The sequence below is a fragment of the Halopseudomonas sp. T1L2 genome (genome assembly GCF_055397385.1).
Window position 1 is genome coordinate 1,216,391 of sequence record NZ_AP040865.1, and the last position, 23,867, is coordinate 1,240,257.

Annotated in this window: 20 protein-coding genes and 1 tRNA gene; 11 read left to right on the top strand and 10 right to left on the bottom strand. The window is 59.2% G+C overall.

Annotated features, from left to right (window positions below):
• Positions 1-65 precede the first annotated feature (65 nt).
• Positions 66-263: an AlpA family transcriptional regulator gene (locus ACZ5WQ_RS05720; RefSeq protein WP_464382904.1), complete on the bottom strand. Its 198-nt coding sequence runs from the start codon at positions 261-263 to the stop codon at positions 66-68.
• Positions 264-310: 47 nt separating this feature from the next.
• On the bottom strand, positions 311-1,693 hold the full coding sequence (locus ACZ5WQ_RS05725; protein ID WP_464383352.1) for a hypothetical protein: 1,383 nt from the start codon (positions 1,691-1,693) through the stop codon (positions 311-313).
• Positions 1,694-1,843: 150 nt separating this feature from the next.
• Between ACZ5WQ_RS05725 and ACZ5WQ_RS05730 the strand changes: the two genes are divergently transcribed.
• Complete coding sequence (locus ACZ5WQ_RS05730; protein ID WP_464383353.1) at positions 1,844-2,689, top strand: hypothetical protein; 846 nt, start codon at positions 1,844-1,846, stop codon at positions 2,687-2,689.
• A 23-nt stretch (positions 2,690-2,712) separates the two neighbouring features.
• Here ACZ5WQ_RS05730 and ACZ5WQ_RS05735 read toward each other — a convergent pair.
• From ACZ5WQ_RS05735 to ACZ5WQ_RS05750, 4 genes are all read right to left on the bottom strand, one after another.
• Positions 2,713-2,802, bottom strand: a tRNA-Ser gene (locus ACZ5WQ_RS05735).
• A gap of 85 nt (positions 2,803-2,887) precedes the next feature.
• On the bottom strand, positions 2,888-3,385 hold the full coding sequence (gene tpx / locus ACZ5WQ_RS05740; protein WP_464383354.1) for a thiol peroxidase: 498 nt from the start codon (positions 3,383-3,385) through the stop codon (positions 2,888-2,890).
• A 76-nt stretch (positions 3,386-3,461) separates the two neighbouring features.
• Positions 3,462-7,157: a translocation/assembly module TamB domain-containing protein gene (locus ACZ5WQ_RS05745; protein ID WP_464383355.1), complete on the bottom strand. Its 3,696-nt coding sequence runs from the start codon at positions 7,155-7,157 to the stop codon at positions 3,462-3,464.
• Entirely contained in the window at positions 7,157-8,863 is a 1,707-nt protein-coding gene (locus ACZ5WQ_RS05750; RefSeq protein WP_338213396.1) for an autotransporter assembly complex protein TamA, read from the bottom strand. The genes ACZ5WQ_RS05745 and ACZ5WQ_RS05750 overlap by 1 nt, the downstream gene beginning before the upstream one ends.
• Before the next feature lie 148 nt (positions 8,864-9,011).
• On the opposite strand from ACZ5WQ_RS05750, the gene xthA reads away from it, so the two are divergent.
• Positions 9,012-9,824, top strand: a complete 813-nt coding sequence (gene xthA / locus ACZ5WQ_RS05755; protein WP_228247535.1) for an exodeoxyribonuclease III — start codon at positions 9,012-9,014, stop codon at positions 9,822-9,824.
• Positions 9,825-9,938: 114 nt separating this feature from the next.
• Here xthA and ACZ5WQ_RS05760 read toward each other — a convergent pair whose 3' ends face one another.
• The 3 genes from ACZ5WQ_RS05760 to clpS all read right to left on the bottom strand — a co-directional run bounded on the left by ACZ5WQ_RS05760 (position 9,939) and on the right by clpS (position 14,145).
• Complete coding sequence (locus ACZ5WQ_RS05760; RefSeq protein WP_373315100.1) at positions 9,939-11,375, bottom strand: IS1182 family transposase; 1,437 nt, start codon at positions 11,373-11,375, stop codon at positions 9,939-9,941.
• 115 nt (positions 11,376-11,490) lie between these two features.
• Complete coding sequence (clpA, locus tag ACZ5WQ_RS05765) at positions 11,491-13,758, bottom strand: ATP-dependent Clp protease ATP-binding subunit ClpA (protein WP_228247534.1); 2,268 nt, start codon at positions 13,756-13,758, stop codon at positions 11,491-11,493.
• Positions 13,759-13,791: 33 nt separating this feature from the next.
• Positions 13,792-14,145: an ATP-dependent Clp protease adapter ClpS gene (clpS, locus tag ACZ5WQ_RS05770; protein WP_373315075.1), complete on the bottom strand. Its 354-nt coding sequence runs from the start codon at positions 14,143-14,145 to the stop codon at positions 13,792-13,794.
• 227 nt (positions 14,146-14,372) lie between these two features.
• On the opposite strand from clpS, the gene cspD reads away from it, so the two are divergent.
• Positions 14,373-14,636 (top strand): cold shock domain-containing protein CspD, encoded by a 264-nt coding sequence (cspD, locus tag ACZ5WQ_RS05775; protein WP_088274159.1) that lies wholly within the window; start codon positions 14,373-14,375, stop codon positions 14,634-14,636.
• Positions 14,637-14,733: 97 nt separating this feature from the next.
• On the opposite strand, the gene icd is transcribed toward cspD, so the two are convergent.
• The gene (icd, locus tag ACZ5WQ_RS05780) at positions 14,734-15,990 is read right to left on the bottom strand and encodes an NADP-dependent isocitrate dehydrogenase (protein ID WP_088274158.1); all 1,257 of its coding nucleotides are present in this window, start codon (positions 15,988-15,990) and stop codon (positions 14,734-14,736) included.
• A gap of 339 nt (positions 15,991-16,329) precedes the next feature.
• On the opposite strand from icd, the gene ACZ5WQ_RS05785 reads away from it, so the two are divergent.
• From ACZ5WQ_RS05785 to ACZ5WQ_RS05820, 8 genes are all read left to right on the top strand, one after another.
• Positions 16,330-16,764, top strand: a complete 435-nt coding sequence (locus tag ACZ5WQ_RS05785) for an NUDIX hydrolase (RefSeq protein WP_088274157.1) — start codon at positions 16,330-16,332, stop codon at positions 16,762-16,764.
• Position 16,765: 1 nt separating this feature from the next.
• Positions 16,766-17,890: a tRNA 2-thiouridine(34) synthase MnmA gene (gene mnmA / locus ACZ5WQ_RS05790; RefSeq protein ID WP_338213397.1), complete on the top strand. Its 1,125-nt coding sequence runs from the start codon at positions 16,766-16,768 to the stop codon at positions 17,888-17,890.
• On the top strand, positions 17,887-18,507 hold the full coding sequence (hflD, locus tag ACZ5WQ_RS05795; protein ID WP_088274155.1) for a high frequency lysogenization protein HflD: 621 nt from the start codon (positions 17,887-17,889) through the stop codon (positions 18,505-18,507). Before mnmA ends, hflD begins: the two co-directional genes overlap by 4 nt.
• A 34-nt stretch (positions 18,508-18,541) precedes the next feature.
• Complete coding sequence (locus ACZ5WQ_RS05800) at positions 18,542-19,390, top strand: DMT family transporter (RefSeq protein ID WP_335599753.1); 849 nt, start codon at positions 18,542-18,544, stop codon at positions 19,388-19,390.
• 37 nt (positions 19,391-19,427) lie between these two features.
• Positions 19,428-20,798 (top strand): adenylosuccinate lyase, encoded by a 1,371-nt coding sequence (gene purB / locus ACZ5WQ_RS05805; protein ID WP_228247529.1) that lies wholly within the window; start codon positions 19,428-19,430, stop codon positions 20,796-20,798.
• A gap of 79 nt (positions 20,799-20,877) precedes the next feature.
• Positions 20,878-22,050: a ribosomal protein uL16 3-hydroxylase gene (locus ACZ5WQ_RS05810; protein ID WP_373315103.1), complete on the top strand. Its 1,173-nt coding sequence runs from the start codon at positions 20,878-20,880 to the stop codon at positions 22,048-22,050.
• A complete protein-coding gene (locus ACZ5WQ_RS05815) occupies positions 22,043-23,041 on the top strand; it encodes a GNAT family N-acetyltransferase (RefSeq protein ID WP_228247527.1) in 999 nt (332 codons plus the stop codon). Before ACZ5WQ_RS05810 ends, ACZ5WQ_RS05815 begins: the two co-directional genes overlap by 8 nt.
• On the top strand, positions 23,038-23,856 hold the full coding sequence (locus ACZ5WQ_RS05820) for a secretin N-terminal domain-containing protein (RefSeq protein ID WP_269687288.1): 819 nt from the start codon (positions 23,038-23,040) through the stop codon (positions 23,854-23,856). Before ACZ5WQ_RS05815 ends, ACZ5WQ_RS05820 begins: the two co-directional genes overlap by 4 nt.
• Positions 23,857-23,867: the final 11 nt, after the last annotated feature.

A 23,867-nucleotide genomic window follows, 5' to 3' on the forward strand; every position in this document is an offset into this window, starting at 1 on the left:
TGATGTGAAGGTGAGACCATCAAAACGGCATAGGAGCACCACGACCTTGCGCCGTGGTACTCCGGTTAGGTCAGGTCATACTTCTGATTTCGTGCTTCGATTCGCTGAGATATCCACTCACCCACTTCTGCCTCGATCCAGCCACAGCTTCGCGGCCCGAGCTCGATTGCCCTCGGAAATTGCTTCTTGGTCATGAGGCGGTAGATAGTCGCGCGCGACAACCCTGTCACAGCCAGGACCGTCGGAAGTCTGATGATTTTCATGATGCACCCTCTGAATGGCTCAGAGGATGGGCGCGCTAGGTAATTTATTACGTTTTGTAGCCAGTCACTCGCTTGGAGGGCGGGGACAACAAGCCGGCGCGGAGCCGTATCTCACAGTCAAATTCTTGCTCTTGAGCTAAGGGGAGTACATCACATTCGCCCTTTTTGTATGCACTAACCATCGTACAGTCTGTACACCCACCTGGTGCCTTGCTCAACAATACCGTGATCACTTCATTGAAGACGTTTTTCTTGACAGGCAGGAAGCACAGGCTCAATCCCTTGAAGGACGCAGTTTCCAGCAGCATCAAGCGGTCACGCGAATCGTTCGCTATCTTAATAATGACGCCTGAAAAATGGGCAAGAACCCTGAGCCATTCGACACTATCCCGAACATCCCCAGTACTGGGCACATGCTGAAGCTCAGACTTGAGAAGCCCGCTCAGATATGAAGTGGTCTCCACATCATGGGTAACCACTTCGAACCCACTTGACATCAGCAATTGGGCCGCGCCCCGATAAAAAATCTCGCGCAAGGCAGACATCGCACTGGGCCCTGCCCTGACCAAATAGCGAAGAACACCCTCAGGCGTAGCGTAGTTTTTAAAAGCCAGCTCAGGGCGCTTCAGGAGCGCGTGGGAGCGTTTACGCACACGCCTGACATCCTGTTCCAGCAAATCAAACGGACCTCGTGGCGGATCACCTGGCCAGAAAGAAATAAAGACCGCGTTATGCGCAATCCCCGCGTAGCCGGGATGATTCAGGTTCAGGTAGTAGCTGCTGGATCGCTTTGAGGTCTGGAAAATGGAACTGCTACATCCCGGCAACACGCAACGAATGAGTCCAAGAGCCACTAGACGCTGGATGCGGTGCTTTAGGCTATTAGCATCAAACCCCGTAAGGGCCTGGAGATCTTTGCTATCAAGACCAGACACATAACCAAACTCGTCGGCATGAGCCAGCAAGACGCCGAGAAGAACTCGATTGAGGAAACTCAACCGACCCTTTGGAGTGATCGGGGACACCCTCTTGTCGGAATCTGGCGACGATGCTCGCTCCCTTTGGGCAGGCAAGCCAGTCACCTCGACCAGAAACTCGGCTCCTGAAAACAACACCATCCGACGCTCAACGTGATTCCCGAGCGGCATCAAGCCTGATTGCAAATCAGCTAGCACCTGCGGCGATAACCTGTGCACTGAGCTAATGCCTTTTCCTTCCGGCAGTCTGACCTTCAAAACCTCCACAAGGTCGTGAACGACCAACTCACGCACCCCTGACCGAACATCACGCGCCTGCATTCGCAGACGCTTCGTGAGCCCCTGGATCGTGAGCTGGTCGTCAGCTAGCGGCTGTCCCTGCTCACTCAGAGCAAAGAACTCGAACATGAATATGGCCTTCGGTGAAAGGCTCGGCGAAATAGATTTTCTCATCAGTTCAGTATCGAAGGTTGGGCGCGCACTGGCAAGTAGCTGATTTTTACATACTGTATAATTTCACACTCTGTGACAGTAACATAACGCGTAACGAACATGTGTTTAAATAAAGACTGTCAACTAATTCGCCGTGGGGAGAGACCAGTAATGGGAGAAATACCAACCAGTCTTAAGTGGCTGCACAGTCAAGAGACCGAACTGAAGTGGGTGCTTCAATACATCGAAAAGACAGCATCAACAGAGCTGCGCAGAAGGTTCGAACACGAGCAAACTGATCGAGAACGCAACAGGTACCAAAATATCATCGCCGGCATTCACGCCATGGAAAGCACACAGGCAGGGCCGGCATATATCAGCCGCCTGAGGAACGCTCTCAGGCAGCGCAAGTACCGCACTGCCAGCAACGGCCGGAAAGCCTATACGTTCGCCCTATCCACCGAACTGGGAAGACGCCTGGATCAGCTCGCAAAAGGAGCTGGGTGGCGAAAGGGGGAGGTCGTTGAAGATATGATGGGTGAGCACGCTCGCCTTCAAGCTGAGCATCGGAGGACCATCGCCCTGCTCGGCCAACGCCAAAAAACTGATCTCGCTAATGCCGAAACAATCAGTCTCACCTGGCAAGAGCGCTACAAAGAAGCGATGAAACAGATTGAGCAGCTTGCCTACGAGGTAGCGAGACTTAGCCTACCCCAGAAATCATCGTCACCTAGTGACGTGGAAACGGAAGATGACCTGGTTAGCAAGGCAGCAAAGATAATCCTCAAAAAAGCAAAGCGAGCGATCGAAGAGGAGACGAAGCTGCTGGCATTCAGTTCGGGCATTGCGCCCGCAACCTTTGATCGATCCGAGCCACTCGATAGCCTTCCTATCGCCAACGAGCAGGAGCAGGAGCAGGAGCAGGAGCAGGAGCAGGAGCAGGAGCAGGAGCAGGAGCAGCCGAAGTATGGGCCAGAGTATGGGCCAGCAGCCCCTGAAAACAACAAAGCCCCGTAGAACGGGACTTTGAGGTCGAATAGTGGCGGAGGGACAGGGATTCGAACCCTGGGAAGGCTTTCACCTTCGCCGGTTTTCAAGACCGGTGCATTCAACCGCTCTGCCATCCCTCCACGGCCGGCAATGTTACTGGAAATCCCTGCTGAGTCAATGGGGTAGACGCACAGAGTTCAGATAATTCCATTGCCCGCCCGGCGCTTACAGCGCTGCCAGTGCGGCTTCGTAGTCTGGCTCCTGGCCAATTTCGCTGACCAGCTCGCTGTACAGTACGTTGTCGTCTTCATCCAGAACCACAACAGCGCGCGCGGTCAGGCCGGCCAGCGGACCATTTTCGATGTCGACGCCGTAGTTGCGGATAAACTCGCGACCACGCAGGGTGGACAGGTTGATGACGTTGTCCAGACCTTCGGCGCCGCAGAAACGCGCCTGCGCAAACGGCAGGTCAGCTGAGATGCACAGCACAACGGTGTTTTCCAGGCTGCTGACCTTGGCGTTGAAGGTGCGGATGGAGGTGGCGCAAACCGGGGTGTCGACGCTGGGGAAGATGTTGAGAATCTTGCGCTTGCCGGTCAGGCTGGACAGGCTGACGTCGGACAGGTCCTTGGCAACCAGCGTAAAGGCCGGAGCCTTGTCGCCCTTGACCGGGAAGGTGCCGCCGATGGAGATGGGATTACCGCGCAGAGTAACGCTGGACATAATGACTCCTTCAATGTGCCGTGGCACAGCATGGGTGTTCAAATGAACGGGCCGCTGAGCGCCACCCGCCCGGAAATCAGAAGTCGATACGATAGAAGAAATCCAGCGAGCTGGCAAAGCCGCTGACCGCTTCAAGGTATAACCGTCGTGACAGCTCATAGCGCAGCGCCAGATTGTTGGACGGCTCAAACACGCCCACACCATAGCGCACACTGAGCTTGTCGGTGAGACTGCCGCTGGCAACGACCTGGGTATCAACGCCCTGCCCTTCGGACTCGACAACAAAATCCTCCAGCCCCAGAGCGTCACCGATATGCCGGGTGATTGGCGCCGCGCCTGCAAGCCCAAGACCCAGAGCTGCCTGCCCCAGCATGTTGCTGTCCCCTTCCTGCCCCAATGGACGCCCCAGCATCAGATATGCCATGGCTTCCTGCTGTGACATGCCGGGCTCCGAGAATACCCGAGTGGTGGGCGCCCGGGCGTTACCAGTCACGCGCAGGCCGGCGATGACGTCGTCCACCCGGCGAATCGCTTCGATATTCAGATAGGGCTGACTGAGTGGCCCGGAGAACAGCAACAGTGCGCGACGCAGCCTGAGGTCCTGACCCAGGCGACGGAACTCGCCATCCAGTATCTGCAGATCACCATTGGCATTCAGGTTTTCCTGCACTTCCAGCTGACCTTTCAGACGACCCTTGAGGCCGAAGGCATTGAGCCTGAGCTGATCACCAATGATCAACCTGACCCTGGCGGTAATACCCAGCTCCTCGGTGACGGCGGGCGCTTGCTGGCCAACAATAACCGTATCAGGTGAAACCCGCACCGCGCTGGCTGGCAACTCGCGCACCACAATATCCCCCTCCGGAACCGCCAGCTCGCCGCCAACATGCAGATTGCCGCCACTCAGGCTGATGTCGAGCGCAGGAGCCACCAGCACGCGGGCATAGGGCTCAACGGTGACCGGCAGATCGTGCCCGTTCAACTGCAGGGCAACGTCCAGCGGTGCCCAGCCGACGGTCCCTTGCAGTGCCCCTTCGCCCTTCTCACCGCTGCGCCAGCGCCCGTCGATATTCAGCCGTTGCCCATCAATGGCTATGTCGGCCTCAAGCTGCTCCAGACTGATGGGCAGGTTCGGCCCGCTTACCAGCCCATCGCGCAGTGTCAGCAGACCAGTCGCCACCGGAGCGCGCAACACGCCGGACAGTTGGCCGTCACCATTGAGGGTCGCCCGCAATTGCTCGACATTCGGCAGGAAGGGGCGCAGAAAGTCGAGCTTCAGACCTTCTAGCTGATAGCGACCGCTCAACTGCTGGTTGCCCGCAGGGTCGCGCACGTCAGCGCCGATCGCCAGCCGGCCGATCACATCGCTGCGCAATTCGAATTGTGCAGTGGCAGTTTTTGCTTGCAGTTCGCTGGTCAGCTGCAGACGCTGGTAAGGAAAGGCCAGGGTCTCACGGCCATCATCAACGGTAATAACGCCGTCGTCCGAACCCAACCGAATATCCGCCACGGGCGCTCTGCCCGCGTTCTGCTGCAGCGTAAGCTGGCCGTCAAGCAGGCCCTCCCAGTCAAAGTCCTCCGGCAGCCAGGCGGCAAGATCCGCCAGATTGAACGCGCTCAACTCAACGTCCAGCTGGCGATCCGGCATCAGCGTCTGCTCGCCTCTGAAACAGAGCTCTGCATCGGACTGACGCCAGCAGTGCCCGGCCAGCTGAAGCCGCCCTGCGGCCAGTTGGTAGCGAAGCGCTGCTGGTGTTGCCTGCAACAGCTCAAGATGCTCGAAACGCAGCACACCCCGGCTCAACTCCCCCCGCCAGGCGACATCCGACAGGCTGCCCGACACTGACAGTTCAGCCTCGGCGACGCCGCCCAGCAGGCGTAGCTGCAACTCATGCCCGGCCCGCTCGCCACTCGCGGTCAGTTGCAGGTTGCCGAGCGCAGTATCAGCGCTGCGCAGTTGATCCGCCGACAGGTTCAGGGACAGCGGCAGGCGCTCGCTCAAGGTAGTGTCAGCCTGTACGGCAAGCCTGTCGACACGAAGGTCGTCATAGCCCAGCTGCTCGCCATTGACGGCTACCGTGATCTGCGGAGCATCACGACTGCCGGCAAGCTGCAACTCGCCCTTGGCCATGCCTCTCAGACCGGGCCAAAGTGTTTTCATCTCGTTGAGCTGCAGACTCAGCTGGCCATTGACCTCAGGGCCCCACTGTCCCTGGCCGGCTATCCGGTTGCTGCCCTGCGATAGACGCAGCCCGGAGATCGACCACACCTCCGCACGCTTGTTCAGGGCGCCGGCAAATTGCAGCGGCTCATTTCGCACCTCGCCCTGCACGCTCCAGTCTGACGCCAGTTGCAGCTGCTGGTTCTCAAGGGTGCCAGTGCTATTCAGTTGGCCGTTCAAGCGCCCTGGCAAGGCGGCAACAAAGATACCCGGGTCGATACCATCCAGCTCGAACCGACCGTTCCACCTGAGCACGGGCTGCAACCCCAGCTGCAGAGTCCCGGTAGCGTTGCCTGCAGCCGTCGACAGACTGAGCGGACTGATCTGCAGAGCCTGCTGATCCCCGCTGACCTGCGCCCCAACCATGACCTGCTGCCCGGCGACTCCGGTCAGCTCGCCGTCCAGCCGGGCATCAATTTTCCCCGAGCGCAGGCTGGCGGCAGCAGCCAACTGCTGAAGTACCACCTCGCCGGTGTCGACCGGGTAAAGCGATTGCCAGGGAAACCGGTCCAGCGCCAGCTTGACGTCTGCCTCAAGTTCATCGCGCCAGTTCGCTGTGCCGCTGAGGGAGAGTTGACGGGCCGGCTCGTCGGCAACCGCCAGCACCAGCGCCAGTTGATCGATACCGACGGTTGTCGCCAGTGCGCTCAGGGTCAGGTCAACCTCGCCGTTCGCGGCGGGCAAGCGGGCATCGGCCTGCAGCGCGTAACCGTTTTCCAGGCTGCCCTCCAGCTCAAGCGTGAGCCCCTGAAGCGTCAGCGTCTCCGGAAAGCTGCGCAGCGGCAGGAAGTCCTCGCCACGCCAGTGCAAGCGGACCGGATAACCTGCCTCAAACAGGTTTGCCTCGAGATTCAACTGACCCGCGAGATAGCCACGGCTATCGGCCTGCAACTGCAACTCACGCAGATCGCCGCCCGCCCTGAGCCGCATACGCCAGTCACGCTCATCGACCGCAGGCAGCGTCAGCTCCGCATTCAGCTCAAGCGGCCAGTCATCCTGCATCCGCACATACCCGTCCAGTCGCCAGCGCAGATCCGGCCCTTGACCGCTGAACGTCTGCACGACCAATTTGTCATCGCGTGCAAAGGCAACCAGGTCGAGATCCCGCAACAAGGCCGTCTCGCCATCCAGCGACAGGGTGCCCAGATGGAGCCGACCGACCTCCAGCGCGACAGGCAGCTGCACCTCGGGCAGGGTCAGAACGGACGCCCCCTCGGTCGCTTCACTGGCACGGGTTATGATGCTGACCTTGTCTGCAGACAGACTATCAATACACAGCGTCGCACCGAACAGGCAGGAGGGGCTCCATTGCATTGCCAGCCGATCAATGCCGATGTCGAGGCTATCGTCCTGCCAGCGCACGCTGCCGAACGACCAGCCACGCCAGAGGTTGCCCTGCTCGAAGGCCAGTGACAACTGTGGCAGCTGGTTGTCTGCCTGCTCGAACAGCCAGCGGTTTACCGAGTCACTGGCCAGCAGCAGGCCCAGCAGCAACGGCAGCGCCAGCAGGATAACCAGCCCGCGCAGCAAGGCCTTAAGCAGAAAGCGCATCACAACTCAGGCCCCATCGAAAAGTGAATCTTGAAACCCACGTCCGGGTCCGACAGTGAGCGTGCCAGATCGAAGCGGATGGGACCGATGGGCGACGCCCAGCGGATGCCGACACCCACGCTGGTTTTCAGCGGATCTGTCAGCGAATCGACCGCGTTGCCGTGGTCGACAAAGGTTGCCGCGCGCCAATTGTGGATGAACTCATACTGGTACTCGGCGCTGGAAGCCATCAGATAGCGCGCACCAATGGTTTCACCGGTGCTGTCGACCGGCGACAGGCTCTGGTAGTCATAGCCGCGAATGCTCTGGTCACCGCCGGCAAAAAATCGCAGTGACGGCGGGATACTGGCAAAGTCGTTGGTAGCAACAGCCCCAAGCGCGATCCGGCCCAGAAAGCGATGCCGCTCAAATGCCGTATGGAGCCCCTTGAGCTGGCCCATGACACGGGCGAAGTCCACGGTCGACAGCACCCCCTCCTTGGCCCCCTGAACATCCAGTAACATGCTGTAGCCGCTCTGCGGGTCCATCCCGCCGGTGGAGTGCGTGCGCTGCAGCACCAGACTGGGAATCAGCATGGTGGCGGTTCCGCTGTCATCACCTAGCGAGAAGACCTCCTGCTGCAAGCGCAGGCCGACACTGCGCTGCCAGCCGCTTTCAAGACGCTTGTTGACCTCGGCACCGAGCGCAAAGCTGTGGGTCTGAACGTCGTCAATATCTTCCTTCTGCCAGCCGACGAAATAGCGCAGCTGGTGGGTGATCGGGTCATCCAGCGGCACCTGGTAGAAGGCACTGAGCTCCTGACGCGGCAGCGACAGCTCCATGCTGGCCCCGCGACTGTGGCCCTGCGGGTTGATCCAGTGCTGGTCCCAGGTCATTCGCGCCCGGGCGCCGACATCCGTGGAATAACCGCCACCAAAGCCGAGCGAGTTGGGATCACGCTCGGTGATTTCCACCTCGACCGGTACCTGCTCGCCAACCGCCCGGTCGGCCGGGGCGGTCACCAGCACGCCCCTGAAGTAACCGCTGGAGAGCAAATCCTGATTCAGCTTGCCGACCAGATCCGCGTCATAAGGTGCGCCGGCCTCGAAGGGCACCATGCGCGCCAGCAGGTCGTCACTGAACTGGGTTTCGGAAAAGTGAACAGGCCCGAAGCTGTAACGCGGGCCAGTGTCGTAACGGATATCGACGTCTGCCTTGCCCTGCTCTGGGTCGACGCGAAGCTCGCGCTTGAGGTACTGCCCCTTGAAGTAACCGTAGCGCAGTGCACGATTGCTTATGCGTGTCTTGAGTGTTTCGTATTGCCCATGATTGAGCACCTGCCCTTCGCGCAGCAGATCACTGACACCCAGCGCAAAGGCCGGCGTTGAAGCACCAGCGCCGAGCACCTGAACATCCACCCGGTCCAGCCGCACCGGCTCGCCCGATTCGACGCGCACATTCAGCACGGGGTCGTCTTCGGGGCCGCTGATAGTCAACTCGTTACGGGTCTGATAGTAGCCCAGCGCCTGGGCTGCGAGTGTTGCCTGCTGATCGAGATAACGTAACTGGCGCGCCATTTCGGCATGGCTGTCGGCTTCAACCGGACCGATATAGGCTTCGATATTTTCACGCAGGGCCCTTTTTGCAGGCTCGACTGTGACCTTGACCCCGGCCTGCGCTGCAGACACGGCAAAGACAAGAGACAACAGTGAAAAGGCGCGACGCATGAGCTCCATCCCGGCAGGTTTTCGCAACCCGAATGCTAACATGCCAGGCCTATTGGCGGGTCCCAAATCCGCTCTGTTTAGGCTACCCTAGCGGCCACTGACTGCTCTGAAACCGAGCAGCCGATTACCGACTTGCCAGGACACGCCCATGAAGATCGTCTCGTTCAACATCAATGGCCTGCGGGCTCGACCGCACCAATTGCAGGAACTGGTGAGCCGCCACAACCCGGATGTCATCGGGCTGCAGGAAACCAAGGTTGACGATCCGCAGTTTCCGCTGGCCGATGTCGAAGCGCTGGGTTACCACGTTGCCTTTCACGGCCAGAAGGGGCACTACGGTGTTGCCCTGCTGACCCGCCAGAAACCGCTGTGGGTGCGCAAGGGGTTTCCAACTGATCAAGATGATGCCCAGCGCCGGATGATCAGCGCCGCCATCCCCTGCGCCGATGGCGAGCCACTGATTGTGCTCAATGGCTACTTCCCGCAAGGGGAAAGCCGCGATCATCCAGTCAAGTTTCCGGCCAAGGAGAAGTTCTACGCCGATCTGCAGAGCCACCTGGAGGGCGAGTTCACGCCGGATCAACGCATTGCCATCATCGGCGACATGAACATTTCCGATACCGACGCCGATATCGGCATTGGCCCGGACAACGCCAAGCGTTGGCTGCGTACCGGCAAATGCAGCTTCCTGCCGGAAGAGCGCGACTGGATGGCGCGCCTCAAGGGCTGGGGGCTGATCGACACCTTCCGCCACCTGAATCCCGAGTCGGATCGCTACAGCTGGTTCGACTATCGCAGCCGCGGCTTTGAAGACACGCCCAAGCGCGGCTTGCGCATTGATATGGTGCTGGCAAGCCGGGCGCTGGCCGAGCACTGCGTGGAAAGCGACATCGACTACGACATACGCGGCATGGAAAAACCCTCCGACCACGCACCAATCTGGGCTCGCTTCAGCGTCTGATCGAGACAAAAAAAGACCGGCACATGCCGGTCTCAGACTGCTGACGAACCCCGCATTTTCGCGGGGTTTCGTTTTTCTGGGACGCTTGCAATGATTTTCCCTGTGTTGACTGATTCAGCCTGCGAAGGCCCCAATTCCCTCCGAGTAGCTGCACTTTTGGCTTCGTAGCCAAGTGCCGCGTCTTATCCCGGACCGCAGGCGTAAAAGCACTGCCAGCAGGCGGGCAATCTTCTTCATGTTTTGGCAGGCGGCTGCCAGCAGGCACTGTTTCATTACCTTGCGCAGACCACGGAACCGGGCATAACGGTGCCCGTGCAGCTCCTTGGCGTCCGCAAAGCTGCGCTCGACGGTTTCTTTGCGCCTGGCATAGATACGCTTGCCTTCAGGGCTAAGACGATTCTGGTTAATCCGCTCCTTGGCGTCCTCCCAGACATGCCGCACGACAACCTTGACGTGGTTTCGACTGCGAGTGCATTGGTCTCGTAATGGACAATCTCGGCATTGCTGCGGGTCGGACTTGTACTCGCGATAACCGGCCCGGTTAGTCGTGCTGTAGGGCAGGAACTGATTGTTTGGGCACAGGTAACCGTCACGTTCTGCATCGTAGGTGAACTGACGTTTATAGAAGTAACCTTGCTTGTGATTGGGGCGTCGATAGCCCATCACGCCGAAGATGTCTCGTTCCTCCAGCCCCTTGCAGATCGCTGGCGTGAAGTAGCCGGCGTCCAGGGCAACGGCCAGCGGTGTCAGAGAAAAGCGCTCGCATTGGCGGTCCAGTCGTTCAAGGTAAGGTCGGCTGTCATGCACATTGCCGGGGGTAACAAAGGTATCGGTGATAATGCTGTGCTTCCCATCTACCGTGCGGTGATCAAGATAGAAGAAACCTTGCGGCTTGTTATCCCGCGTCATGAATCCACTATCAGGGTCGGTGGTGCTGACCTTGGTTTCCTTTACCTCGGGATCACTGTCTTTGGGCTTTAGCGGTTGCTTGCCGTGCGCTTGGCGGTCGGCATCGATTGCCGCATTAAGCTCGGCCAGATAATCAACAGGACGCTGCTCAACCTGATGCACAGCGAACCGCTGCTTGTTGGCGCTGGCCTTGAGGTGCGTGCTGTCGGTGTGTAATACCTCGCCCCCAATCAGGCCCTTGTGCAGCGCTTGCTCGACAATCCCATCAAAGATGACTTGCTCGATATCCGTATCGGCAAAGCGACGGCGACGGTTCTGACTCAGGGTCGAAGCATCGGGCACCTTGTCAGTCAGACTCAGATCCAGAAACCAGCGATAGGCAACGTTAACCTGAATCTCGCGCATCAACTGTCGTTCACTGCGCACGCCAAACAAGTATCCAATAAACAGCATCTTGAACAGCATAACCGGGTCAATCGCCGGACGACCGTTGTCAGCGCAATACAGGTGCTGCGTGGCAGGCCGAATAAACTCGAAATCGATATGACGGGCTATCTTGCGCAGCAGATGATCGGCGGGCACCAGCTCTTCGAGGGTGACCATCTCCAGCGCGTGCTGTTTGGGTGAAGGGGGTTTGAGCATCGGGTTGGCCTGCAGTAAACGACAACCCATTAAACAAAAGCCCCCGCCTTTCGGCTAGGGGCTTTGTCAGCAGTCTGAGACCGGCACATGCCGGTCTTTTTCATAGCGGATGCCTTCAGGCGACTTCCGCCTCCGGCACCTCGATTTCCAGCTCGCCGTCGCGCAGCGTGACATGCACCGTACCGCCCTGCTCGGCCAGTTCGCCAAACAGAATCTGCTCGGCCAGCGGACGCTTGATCTTGTCCTGAATCAAACGTGCCATCGGCCGCGCGCCCATCAGCGGGTCATAGCCATGCTCGGCCAGCCAGTTGCGGGCATCTTCGTCCACATCCAGCAGTACGTGCTTGTCTTCCAGCTGGGCCTGCAGTTCGGTGAGGAACTTGTCGACCACGAACTTGATACTTTCGTGGGTCAGGCGGCCAAACTGGATGATGGCATCCAGACGGTTACGAAACTCCGGTGTAAAGGCTTTCTTGATGATCTCCATGCCATCGGTGCTGTGATCCTGCTTGGTAAAGCCGATCGAGGCGCGCGACATGGTTTCGGCACCGGCGTTGGTGGTCATCACGATGATCACATTGCGGAAATCCGCCTTGCGCCCGTTGTTGTCGGTCAAGGTGCCGTGGTCCATCACCTGCAAAAGCAGGTTGAAGACTTCAGGATGCGCCTTCTCGATTTCATCAAGCAGCAATACGCAATGCGGGCTCTTGGTAACCGCCTCGGTCAGCAAACCGCCCTGGTCGAACCCGACATAGCCCGGAGGCGCGCCGATCAGACGGGAAACGGTATGCCGCTCCATGTACTCGGACATGTCAAAGCGCAGCAGTTCTACCCCAAGGCTCTTTGCCAGCTGACGGGTGACCTCGGTCTTGCCCACGCCGGTTGGACCAGCAAACAGGAAGGACCCGATCGGCTTGTCCGCCGACTTGAGCCCTGCCCGCGACAGCTTGATCGCGGTCGCCAGAGCATCGATAGCGCTGTCCTGACCGAATACCACCAGCTTGAGGTCGCGCTCCAGATTCTTGAGCAGCTCCTTGTCATTGGAAGACACATGCTTGGGTGGAATCCGCGCGATCTTGGCAACAATCGCCTCGACCTCGGCAACGTCGATGAACTCCGGACGATTTTCCGGCAGCTGCAGGCGCTGATAGGCGCCAGCCTCGTCGATAACGTCAATCGCCTTGTCCGGCATGTGGCGGTCATTGATATAGCGACTGGCTAATTCAGCTGCCGCTTTCAACGCCTCATCGGTATAGCGAATACCGTGGTGCTCCTCGAAGCGGCTCTTGAGCCCCTTGAGAATCTGAATGGTGTCAGTGACCGACGGCTCGACCACGTCAACTTTCTGGAAGCGGCGCGCCAGCGCACGATCCTTCTCGAAAATGCCGCGAAATTCCTGGAACGTGGTCGACCCGATGCAGCGAATCTCACCGGACGACAGCAGCGGCTTGAGCAGGTTTGAGGCATCCATCACGCCACCTGAAGCGGCGCCAGCACCGATGATGGTGTGGATTTCATCGATAAACAAAATCGCATGCGGGCGTTTTTTCAGCGCTTTGAGCAGCGCCTTAAAACGCTTCTCAAAGTCACCGCGATATTTGGTACCGGCCAACAGCGCCCCCAAGTCCAGCGAGTAGACCACTGCTTCGGAAAGCGTATCCGGCACTTCGCCGTCAACGATACGCTTGGCGAGCCCCTCGGCGATGGCCGTCTTGCCGACACCTGCCTCACCAACCAGCAGCGGGTTATTCTTGCGGCGACGCATGAGAATCTGCGCAACGCGCTCGACTTCGGAGGCACGCCCAACCAGCGGATCGATCCGGCCCTTGCGCGCCATCTCATTCAGATTGCTGGCGTACGCCTCCAGCGGATTGCTGGCGGTAGCGCCCTCTGCAGTTTCTTCATCCATGGACTCCTGCTCGTCACCGAGCTGCTCGGCATCACTCTGGACCTTGGAAATGCCGTGCGAGATGAAGTTGACGATGTCGATACGCGCAATCTGCTGCTGCTTGAGGAAAAACACAGCCTGACTTTCCTGCTCGCTGAAAATCGCGACCAGAACGTTTGCTCCGCTCACCTCGCCCTTACCGGAGCTCTGCACGTGGAATACCGCGCGCTGCAGCACGCGCTGAAAGCCCAGCGTTGGCTGGGTCTCACGCTCCTGATCCTGCTTCGGGATCAGCGGCGTGGTGGAGTCAATAAATTCGGTTAGCTCTCGCCGCAGGCGTTCCAGATCCGCACCACAGGCGTTGAGCACTTCGATCGCGGCCTGGTTGTCCAGCAGCGCCAGCAACAGGTGTTCAACGGTCATGAATTCATGCCGTTTGTTGCGCGCATCCTTGAACGCCAGGTTCAGGGTGATCTCGAGATCTCTATTGAGCATGTTGCCACCTCGTATGCGATGCAATTCGCCTTGTTACGCTTCCCGTTCAATCTGACACATCAACGGGTGCTGGCATTCCCTCGCGTAGTCGTTGACGTCCGCGGCCTTGGTTTCGGCTATATCCCGGGTATAGATGCCGCAGACCGCTCTACCTTCAGTATGCACCTTGAGCATGATCTGTGTGGCACTTTCCCGGTTATGGGCAAAAAAACGCTCCAGAACCTCCACAACAAAATCCATCGGTGTGTAGTCATCGTTCAGCATGATGACCTTATAGCGGGACGGGGGCTTGAGCTGAGGCTTGCTGGTCTCAACCGCCAGGCCGTGATCATCCTCATGTTCGGGCTCACCCGACCCGTGATTTAAGGTTAGTTGAAAATCTGTCATTGAAAACATTTGCCGTATCACCGCTGGAAGCCAGAAAAGATGCCGCTCATCGCAAAACTGCGTACTGGTACACAGCTTACTTTGGGGGCTGCTTGACTTGCCCCGATTCGATGTTAAAAGTGTAATAGTGCTTGACTGACCAGTCACCATTTACATCCCGAACACCCAGTTGGTCAGCAAGAACCACACCACTCACATGATGTGACAAGCTATCAGAGGGACGTAGTATGGAGAACGGTAAGGTCAAATGGTTCAACAATGCCAAGGGCTACGGATTTATCGTAGCGAACGGGCGGGACGAAGACCTCTTTGCGCACTATTCCGCCATCCACATGGACGGCTACAAAACGCTCAAGGCCGGTCAGCCGGTTCAGTTTGACATTATCCAGGGCCCCAAGGGCTTGCACGCCATCAACATCCAGTCCACCGTTGAGCAACCTAGCAAGAAACAGGTGGAAAATGAAGGCGCAACGAGCCTCATGCATGACTGAGTGACCATTCAGATCACGCAAACAACAAAGCCGGCTTTCGCCGGCTTTGTTGTTTTCAGCCAATGCGGATCGCTCAACACGACCCGCATCTTTGCGCTTACATGGCGCCGATGACGTCGTCACCAAACTCGGAGCACTTGCGCAGCTTCGCACCGTCCATCAGACGCTCGAAGTCGTAAGTCACTGTCTTGTTGGCGATGGCACCGTTAACGCCCTTGATGATCAGGTCGGCCGCTTCAACCCAACCCATGTGGCGGAGCATCATTTCAGCAGACAGGATCACCGAACCCGGGTTGACCTTGTCCTGACCAGCGTACTTCGGCGCAGTACCGTGGGTCGCTTCGAACATGGCAACGGAGTCGGACAGGTTGGCACCCGGAGCAATACCGATACCGCCTACTTCAGCGGCCAGCGCGTCGGACAGGTAGTCACCGTTCAGGTTCAGGGTAGCGATAACGTCGTACTCGGCCGGACGCAGCAGGATCTGCTGCAGCATGGCGTCAGCGATGACGTCCTTGACTACGATGTTCTTACCGGTGTTCGGGTTCTTGAACTGCATCCACGGACCGCCGTCCAGCAGCTCGGCACCGAATTCATCGCGAGCAACTTCGTAACCCCAGTCCTTGAAGGCACCTTCGGTGAACTTCATGATGTTGCCCTTGTGAACCAGGGTCAGGGAGTCACGGTCGTTGTCGACGGTGTATTGCAGAGCCTGGCGAACCAGACGCTTGGTGCCTGCTTCGGAAACCGGCTTGATACCGATACCGCACATGTCGGTGAAGCGGATCTTCTTGACGCCCATTTCTTCGGTCAGGAACTTGATGATCTTTTCAGCTTCCGGGCTGCCGGCCTTCCACTCGACACCGGCGTAGATGTCTTCGGAGTTCTCGCGGAAGATGACCATGTCAACATCACCCGGCTTCTTGACCGGGCTCGGCACACCTTCGAACCAGCGAACAGGACGCTGGCAGACATAGAGGTCGAGTTCCTGACGCAGGGCAACGTTCAGGGAGCGGATACCACCACCTACCGGAGTAGTCAGCGGGCCTTTGATGGAAACAACATACTCTTTGATGGCGTCCAGCGTTTCAGCCGGCAGCCAGGTGTCCTGATCATAGACTTGAGTGGCTTTCTCGCCCGCATAGACTTCCATCCAGGAAATCTTGCGCTTGCCGGCGTACGCTTTTTCAACAGCAGCGTCGACGACCTTGATCATGACAGGGGAAATATCGAAACCGATGCCGTCACCCTCGATGAAGGGGATGATCGGGTTGTCGGGTACGTTCAGGGAAAGGTCGGCGTTAACGGTAATTTTGTCGCCGCTGGCCGGCACCTTGATCTTTTGGTATCCCATCTTTGACTCCGTTTATGTTGTCGTTGCCACAGGCGATGCTGGCAGGCGGGTAACCCCCAACATCCCATGAATACGGATTTTCAGCCGCGCTATTGTTGTAGTTTTCCTACAGAATGTCACGCACTTTTGTCTACAATCTCGTGACCTGCCGCCCTCCACCGCCATTTGAGCTATCAATGAGGGATGATCAGTCGACAATATGTAGTAACACTACAACCACACTACAAAACACGACCACTCAGAATCCTAGCCGTTTTCCTCCGCTTTACCAAAGCCGGCAGCGGAGGTTCACCGAATCGGTGGTTTGCGCTACCCTAACGCACCTGCCAAGGAGCCGCGATGCGATTTCTACCCCACGTCACCGTCGCCACCATTATCGAACATCAGTCGCGTTTTTTGATGGTCGAGGAAAAGCGCGATGGGCGCATTGTCCTGAATCAACCCGCTGGCCACCTTGAGGCCGACGAAACCCTGCTCCAGGCCGCCCTGAGGGAAACCCTGGAAGAAACGGGCTGGCACGTCGAGCTTACCACTGTCGTCGGCATCTATCTGTTCCAGGCGGCCAACGGCGAGACCTATCAGCGCGTTTGTTTCAGTGCCAAGCCTATCAGTCATGACGCCGGACGAACGCTGGACGAAGGTATTATTCGCGCGCGCTGGATGTCGCTCGACGAACTTGTCGACAATACTGAACATCTGCGCAGCCATCTGGTTCTGGGCTGCGTGCAGGATTATCTGAATAAACCGCACTATTCACTGGATTTGATTCGCTGACATGTCTAACCAGCCAAGCACGCCCAACTCCGAAACTCGCGTCATCGTCGGCATGTCCGGCGGTGTCGACTCGTCCGTTTCAGCCGCACTGCTGCTGGAACAGGGCTATCAGGTCGAAGGCCTGTTCATGAAAAACTGGGACGAAGACGACGGCACCGAGTACTGCACTGCGATGGAAGACCTGGCAGACGCCCAGGCTGTAAGCGACAAACTGGGCATCAAGCTGCATACCGCCAACTTTGCCGCAGAGTACTGGGATAACGTCTTCGAGCACTTCCTGGAAGAATACAAGGCCGGCCGCACTCCCAACCCGGACATCCTCTGCAACCGCGAGATCAAGTTCAAGGCGTTTCTGGACTATGCCCTGTCGCTGGGCGCCGACCTGATCGCAACCGGTCATTACGTGCGCCGTGCAGAGCGCGATGGTCAGACCGTTCTGCTGCGCGGGATCGACAACAACAAGGACCAGAGCTACTTCCTGCATGCCGTCGGTGCCGAGCAGATTGCCCGCACCCTGTTCCCGGTTGGCGAACTGGAAAAGCCCGAAGTGCGTCGCATCGCCGAACGCTACGAGCTGGCCACCGCCCGCAAGAAAGACTCGACGGGCATCTGCTTTATCGGCGAGCGCCGCTTCAGCGACTTCCTCAAGCAATATCTGCCAGCGCAGCCGGGCGATATCGAAACCACCGACGGCACTGTGATCGGTCGGCATCACGGGTTGATGTACCACACCATCGGCCAGCGTCAGGGACTGGGCATTGGCGGCCTTCAGGGTGCCAGTGATGAACCCTGGTACGTGCTGCGCAAGGATCTGACCAACAACGTGCTGATTGTCGGCCAGGGCAACAACCACCCATGGCTGTTCTCCGACGCCCTCACCTGCTCCTCAATCTACTGGGTAAACCCGATCGAGATCACCGAACCTCTGCGCCTGACTGCCAAGGTCCGCTACCGGCAGGCCGACCAGGCCTGCACGCTGGAGAAGACCCAAGACGGCTATCTGGTTCGCTTTGACGAACCACAACGCGCGGTAACGCCCGGCCAGTCGCTGGTCTTGTACAGCGGCGACATCTGCCTGGGTGGTGGCGTGATCGAGACCGCCATTGCCAACGGAGAAGCACCTTGAGCCGCGCCACCGATCAGGTCATTGCGTTAGGCGCCACCTTTGAGGCCGGCATTCAGGTCGACCGCCTGGCGCGCAGCGGAAAGCTGGCTGAGGGCCCGGGCTCCTGCCTGGTAGCCAGCATCCTCAAGCGCTCACCGGATAACGTCATTGATGTCTACGGCGGCAGCCCGCACCAGATTCGCAGCGGCCTGCAAGCACTGGAGGCCATGCTCGAGCGCGATACCGGAGCCCTCCAGCGCGATGCCCTGCGCTACGTCATGAACCTGCTCTCCCTTGAGCGTCAGCTGGCCAAGCGCGAGGACATGTTGCAGGTACTCGGCCAGCGTATTGCCCAGGCCGAAAACCAGGTCGAGCACTTTGGCCTGCTGCACGACAACGTCATGGCGTCGCTCGGAAGCACCTACCAGGACACCATCAGCACGCTGCGCCTGCGCATTCAGGTCCATGGTGACATGCGTTTTTTGCAGCAGCCGGAGGTCGCCAACCGGGTGCGCACGCTGCTGCTGGCCGGCATTCGCTCTGCGACGCTCTGGCGCCAGGTTGGCGGCCATCGCTGGCAGTTGCTGTTTCAACGCAAGAAGCTGCTGGACGCCACTCGCGCGGTGCTGCGTGGTTGAACTGGTCCGCCAGGACCAGCCCCGCGCCGGCGCCATGCTGCTGGCGCTGTCGGCTCTGCTGTTCGCCTGCATGGGGGTGCTGATCCGCGAAGTGTCAGAGGGCGTCAATAACGAAACCGTCGTCTTCGCCCGCAACCTGATAGGCGTACTGTTCTTCATCCCCATCATTCTGGTGCGCGGCTTTGGCCCTTTTCGTACCAGCCGCCTTGGTAACCACTTCCTGCGTACCTTCTATGGCCTGGGGGCGATGTACTGCTTCTTCTACGCCATTGCCCATCTGCCGCTGGCCGATGCCATGGTGTTCACCTACGCAGCACCGGTCTTTACTCCCGTACTGGCCTGGTGGTGGCTGAAGGAAAGCCTGACCGGGCGCATGCTGCTGGCGGTGTCCATCGGCTTCGCTGGCGTTATCCTGGTCGCCAAGCCCAGCGGCGCGCTGTTTGACCCCAAGGCCCTCGCCGGCGTCGCCGCCAGCCTGCTTGCGGCCTGCGCATTCGTCTCCATCAGGGCGATGAGCAACAGTGAACCTGCGACCCGTATCGTGTTTTATTTTTCGACGTTTTCGGCGCTGCTGTCCGCCATCCCGATGACCTGGGCCTGGCAACCGCTGACGCTGAAACAAGTCGGCCTGCTGATTGCTGTCGGGCTGGTTGCGACCGTCAGCCAGTTGGTGATGTCCAAGGCCTACGCCCTCGCTCCGCCCGGCAAAATCGGGCCATTGAGCTACCTGGCTATCGTGTTTTCCGGTCTGTTTGCCTGGGCACTGTGGGGTGAGGTGCCGGGCTGGTCATCATGGGCCGGTGCCGGCCTGATCTTCGCCGCCAGCCTGATCAGCGTGTATCTGCCCTCCAAGTCGGGCAAAACCCGCCCGGCTGGTGTATGATTTGGCCCTTTTCCGCCAGCAGCTCGACGAGAGAACTATGCAACTTTCTTCCCTGACCGCCGTATCCCCGGTTGATGGCCGCTATGGCAGCAAGACCGCCAGCCTGCGTTCTATTTTCAGCGAATATGGTCTGATTCGCTTCCGTGTACAGGTCGAAGTGCGCTGGCTGCAGTGCCTCGCCGCTCACCCGGGCATCAGCGAAGTCGCCCCCTTCTCCGCCGAAGCCAATGCGATCCTGAATCGCCTGGCTGAAGACTTCGACATGGCCCACGCCGAACGCGTCAAGGAGTTTGAGCGCACCACCAACCACGACGTGAAAGCCGTTGAGTACCTGCTCAAGGAGCAGGCCAAGCAGCTTCCGGAGCTGGAAAAAGTCAGCGAATTCATTCACTTCGCCTGCACTTCTGAGGACATCAACAACCTGTCCCACGCACTGATGCTGCGTGCCGGCCGCGATGAAGTGCTGCTGCCGCTGATGCGCCAGATTGCCGCCGCCATTCGCGCCCTGGCCGTTGAGCATGCCGCCGTACCGATGCTGTCGCGCACCCACGGCCAGCCTGCCTCCCCGACCACGCTCGGCAAGGAACTGGCCAACGTGGTTTACCGTCTGGAGCGCCAGATCGCCCAAATCGAGAGCATCCCGCTGCTGGGCAAGATCAATGGTGCCGTCGGCAACTACAACGCTCATCTGTCGGCTTACCCCGAGCTGGACTGGGAAGCCAACGCCAAGCAATTCATCGAGCAGACGCTGGGCCTGCAGTTCAACCCCTATACCACCCAGATCGAGCCGCACGATTACATCGCCGAGCTGTTCGACGCGGTCGCTCGCTTCAACACCATCCTGATCGACTTCGACCGCGACATCTGGGGCTACATCTCGCTGGGCTACTTCAAGCAGAAGACCGTTGCCGGCGAAATCGGCTCCTCGACCATGCCGCACAAGGTCAACCCGATCGACTTCGAAAACTCCGAAGGCAACCTGGGCATCGCCAACGCCATCATGCAGCATCTGGCAAGCAAACTGCCGATCTCCCGCTGGCAGCGCGACCTGACCGACTCGACCGTACTGCGTAACCTGGGCGTCGGCTTTGCCCACAGCGTCATCGCCTATGAATCGTCACTCAAGGGCATCGGCAAGCTGGAGCTGAACGAGGCCCGCCTGGCTGAGGATCTGAACAACTGCTGGGAAGTCCTGGCCGAGCCGATTCAGACCGTCATGCGCCGTTTCGGCGTTGAAAACGCCTATGAAAAACTCAAGGACCTGACCCGCGGCAAAGGCATTACCCCCGACGCCCTGCTAGCCTTCGTTGATAGCCTGGAGATTCCGGAGCAAGCCAAGGTCGAGCTCAAGGCGATGACCCCGGCCAGCTACATCGGCAATGCCGTGGCACAAGCAAAACGCATCTGATCTGCCAGCCCCGTGGGGGCCGGCAAACCTTCCCCAGCGCCCGGATTGACCGGGCGTTGTCTATTCTGGAGCCAGAATGATGACAACTGAATTCGACTCGCTGTTTGGTGACATTGGCGTAGAACGCTTCCTCGCCGAGTATTGGCAACGCAAACCGCTGCTGATCCGCCAGGCCTTCCCCAACTTTGAAAGCCCCATTGAGCCAAACGAACTTGCTGGCCTGTCGCTGGAAGAGGAAGTTGAGTCCAGGCTGATCATCAAGGACGGTGCTCACCCGTGGGAACTGCAGCGCGGCCCCTTCCCTGATGACACCTACTCCAGGCTGCCTGAACGGGATTGGACACTGCTGGTCCAGGCCGTGGATCAGTTCGTTCCGGAGGTCGCGGACCTGCTCGACCGGTTCCGCTTCCTGCCGACCTGGCGGATTGACGACATCATGATCAGCTACGCCGCACCCGGCGGTGGCGTGGGCCCGCACTACGACAACTACGATGTGTTCCTGCTGCAAGGGTACGGCAAGCGCCGCTGGCGGGTTGGTCAGCACTGCACCGTCGACAGTCCGCTGCTCGACCACCCGGATCTGCGCATCCTCGCCGACTTCGACTGCCAGGACGAGTGGGTGCTGGAACCCGGTGACATGCTCTATATTCCCCCGGGGATTGCCCACGACGGCATCGCCGAAACCGACTGCATGACTATCTCCGTCGGCTTCCGCGCCCCGAGCCATCAGGAAGTGCTGGTGCACTTCACGGATTATCTTGCCCACCTGCTCAGTGACGACGAGCGCTACACCGATGCTGGTATCAGCCAGCCCCAGGACCCGGCCGCCATCGATCAGGCAGCGATCGACCGCTTGCAACAAAGCGTACTGGAACTGGTCTCAGATAAAGAGGCACTGGCAACCTGGTTCGGTCGACACATGACCGAAGCAAAGTATCCGGAGCTGGCCCAGGCCTATGCTGGAGAGCCGGAACCATTGATGGACGCGCTCAATGACGGCATTGGCCTGTGCACCAACCCGGCAGTCCGCCTGGCTTACTGGCAGGCCAACGATGGCAGCCTGCGACTGTTTGCCAACGGCGAACACTGCGTCGTTGGCAGCTCGCTGCTTCCGCTGGTTCAGCTAATCTGTAATCAGCGTTCACTGCCGGCCGAGTTACTGCTCGGCTGGACCAGCGAGGAAGACGCCCAGGAGCTGCTTGAACAGCTGGTGGAGAAAGGCTTTTTGCTAATGGAGAGGCAGGATGAGTGATGTCGTCGTGACAACCGTTGACTGGCAGGCAGGCAAGGCCCTGCGCGACATTCGTCAACGGGTATTCATCGATGAGCAACAGGTCCCGGAAGACCTGGAGTGGGACGCGCAGGATGAAGGCGCAACCCACTTCCTGCTGCTGCGTGCCGGCCACCCGGTCGGCACCGGCAGACTGCTGAAGGACGGCCATATTGGCCGTATCGCCATTTTGCCGCAACACCGGGGCCTTGGCCTCGGCGAGCGCCTGATGCGGGCCATCATGGCGCACGCCATCGACAAGGGCATGCACACGCTGCTCCTGTCAGCGCAAACCCACGCCGTTCCCTTTTATCAGCGCCTGGGCTTTGAAGTCTGCTCGGACATCTATCTTGATGCCGGCATCGAACATCAGGACATGCGCTGGAGCGATGACACACAGAAATCCGACCACCTGCCCCACATCGAGTTTGTGTCGCCGGGTCGCTTCACCATCCACAATCCAGACGAAGAGCCCCCAGCGAAACCGGACTACAGCGATCCGGATATGATCCCGATCACCGAGCAGAACGCGCAGGAGCAACTGATCGAACTGCTTGACGGCTGCCTGCAGAGCGTGCGCATCTTCGCTCCCGAGCAGGCGCTGTGGCTGTTCAACCGCAAGGCCATACTGCAGGCCTGCGAGCGTCTGATTGCCCGCAATCCCAAGGCACGCATTCAGGTCTTGCTGCAGGAAGTCAGTAACGACTTCCTCAGCGGTCATACCCTGCTGAGCCTTGCCCGTCGCTTCCCGAGCCTCTGCCAGGTACGCAAGCAGCATCCTGACCTGCCCAGACAAAGCTATGCGCAGGCCATGATTGACCAACAGGGGTTTCTGATGCTGCCCGTAGCACGCCAGCGCGAGGGCTTTGTCCGCCAGACGTCGCGGGATCAGGTCAAGCGCTGGAGCGATACCTTTGATGAGCGCTGGAACAGCAGCCAGACCGATCCGGCCATCAGGAGTTTTCTGCTATGAAACATCGCATCCTGGCAACCTTGCTCTGCCTGCTTTGTCTGGCAGCCAGCCCGCTGCAGGCGGCCCCCACGACCGAGATCGTTCCGCTGGGATACAACCTTGCGGAAAACCTCATCCCTGCCCTGCAGCCGATGCTGCAATCCAATGAGCGCGTTTCGGCCTACGGCAACCAGCTCCTGATAAGAGCCGAGCCAAATCGCATCAGCGAGATCAAAGCGCTGATCGCCCAGCTGGACAAGCAACCCTCCCGCCTGCTGATCAGCGTTGCCAGCAGCGGCAGCAGCAGTGGCAGCCAGCGCGGTTACCGCGTCGACGGCAGTGCAGATACCGGACCGGTCGAGATCATTGTCGGCCAGCCGGATGGCAACGGTAATACCGCCCGTATCATCAACCGTCGCACCACAGGCGCTAACGACGGTGTACGCCAGATCACCGCCAATGAAGGCTACCCGGTTCTGATTCAGGGCGGCCAGAGCGTACCGATCACAACCACGACCACCAACGTCTACGGCCAGCTTGTTCAACAGACCCAGTACCGCGACGTGACGCAGGGCTTCTATGCCACCGTTCGCCTCAGCGGCGACCTCGCGACCATCACCATCAGCGCCAACAATAATCGGCTCAATCCGCAGCACAGCGGCGTAATAGACGTGCAGCAAGCCGATACCGTAGTCACCGCTCGGCTGGGAGAGTGGGTATCCATTGGCGGAATCGACGAGTCGAACGGTGGCAATGACAGTGACCTCGGCCGCCGGATCAGCACCCAGCGAGTGGAGAGCGGAACGCTGCGCCTGAAAGTAGACCGACTTGACTGATGCGTCACGCC

What these genes read in the sequence shown, in the direction of transcription:
- ACZ5WQ_RS05720 (WP_464382904.1), bottom strand. Translation starts at nt 263, where the DNA reads ATGAAAATCATCAGACTTCCGACGGTCCTGGCTGTGACAGGGTTGTCG.
- ACZ5WQ_RS05725 (WP_464383352.1), bottom strand. Translation starts at nt 1,693, where the DNA reads ATGAGAAAATCTATTTCGCCGAGCCTTTCACCGAAGGCCATATTCATG.
- ACZ5WQ_RS05730 (WP_464383353.1), top strand. Translation starts at nt 1,844, where the DNA reads ATGGGAGAAATACCAACCAGTCTTAAGTGGCTGCACAGTCAAGAGACC.
- tpx (WP_464383354.1), bottom strand. Translation starts at nt 3,385, where the DNA reads ATGTCCAGCGTTACTCTGCGCGGTAATCCCATCTCCATCGGCGGCACC.
- ACZ5WQ_RS05745 (WP_464383355.1), bottom strand. Translation starts at nt 7,157, where the DNA reads ATGCGCTTTCTGCTTAAGGCCTTGCTGCGCGGGCTGGTTATCCTGCTG.
- ACZ5WQ_RS05750 (WP_338213396.1), bottom strand. Translation starts at nt 8,863, where the DNA reads ATGCGTCGCGCCTTTTCACTGTTGTCTCTTGTCTTTGCCGTGTCTGCA.
- xthA (WP_228247535.1), top strand. Translation starts at nt 9,012, where the DNA reads ATGAAGATCGTCTCGTTCAACATCAATGGCCTGCGGGCTCGACCGCAC.
- ACZ5WQ_RS05760 (WP_373315100.1), bottom strand. Translation starts at nt 11,375, where the DNA reads ATGCTCAAACCCCCTTCACCCAAACAGCACGCGCTGGAGATGGTCACC.
- clpA (WP_228247534.1), bottom strand. Translation starts at nt 13,758, where the DNA reads ATGCTCAATAGAGATCTCGAGATCACCCTGAACCTGGCGTTCAAGGAT.
- clpS (WP_373315075.1), bottom strand. Translation starts at nt 14,145, where the DNA reads ATGACAGATTTTCAACTAACCTTAAATCACGGGTCGGGTGAGCCCGAA.
- cspD (WP_088274159.1), top strand. Translation starts at nt 14,373, where the DNA reads ATGGAGAACGGTAAGGTCAAATGGTTCAACAATGCCAAGGGCTACGGA.
- icd (WP_088274158.1), bottom strand. Translation starts at nt 15,990, where the DNA reads ATGGGATACCAAAAGATCAAGGTGCCGGCCAGCGGCGACAAAATTACC.
- ACZ5WQ_RS05785 (WP_088274157.1), top strand. Translation starts at nt 16,330, where the DNA reads ATGCGATTTCTACCCCACGTCACCGTCGCCACCATTATCGAACATCAG.
- mnmA (WP_338213397.1), top strand. Translation starts at nt 16,766, where the DNA reads ATGTCTAACCAGCCAAGCACGCCCAACTCCGAAACTCGCGTCATCGTC.
- ACZ5WQ_RS05800 (WP_335599753.1), top strand. Translation starts at nt 18,542, where the DNA reads ATGCTGCTGGCGCTGTCGGCTCTGCTGTTCGCCTGCATGGGGGTGCTG.
- purB (WP_228247529.1), top strand. Translation starts at nt 19,428, where the DNA reads ATGCAACTTTCTTCCCTGACCGCCGTATCCCCGGTTGATGGCCGCTAT.
- ACZ5WQ_RS05810 (WP_373315103.1), top strand. Translation starts at nt 20,878, where the DNA reads ATGACAACTGAATTCGACTCGCTGTTTGGTGACATTGGCGTAGAACGC.
- ACZ5WQ_RS05815 (WP_228247527.1), top strand. Translation starts at nt 22,043, where the DNA reads ATGAGTGATGTCGTCGTGACAACCGTTGACTGGCAGGCAGGCAAGGCC.
- ACZ5WQ_RS05820 (WP_269687288.1), top strand. Translation starts at nt 23,038, where the DNA reads ATGAAACATCGCATCCTGGCAACCTTGCTCTGCCTGCTTTGTCTGGCA.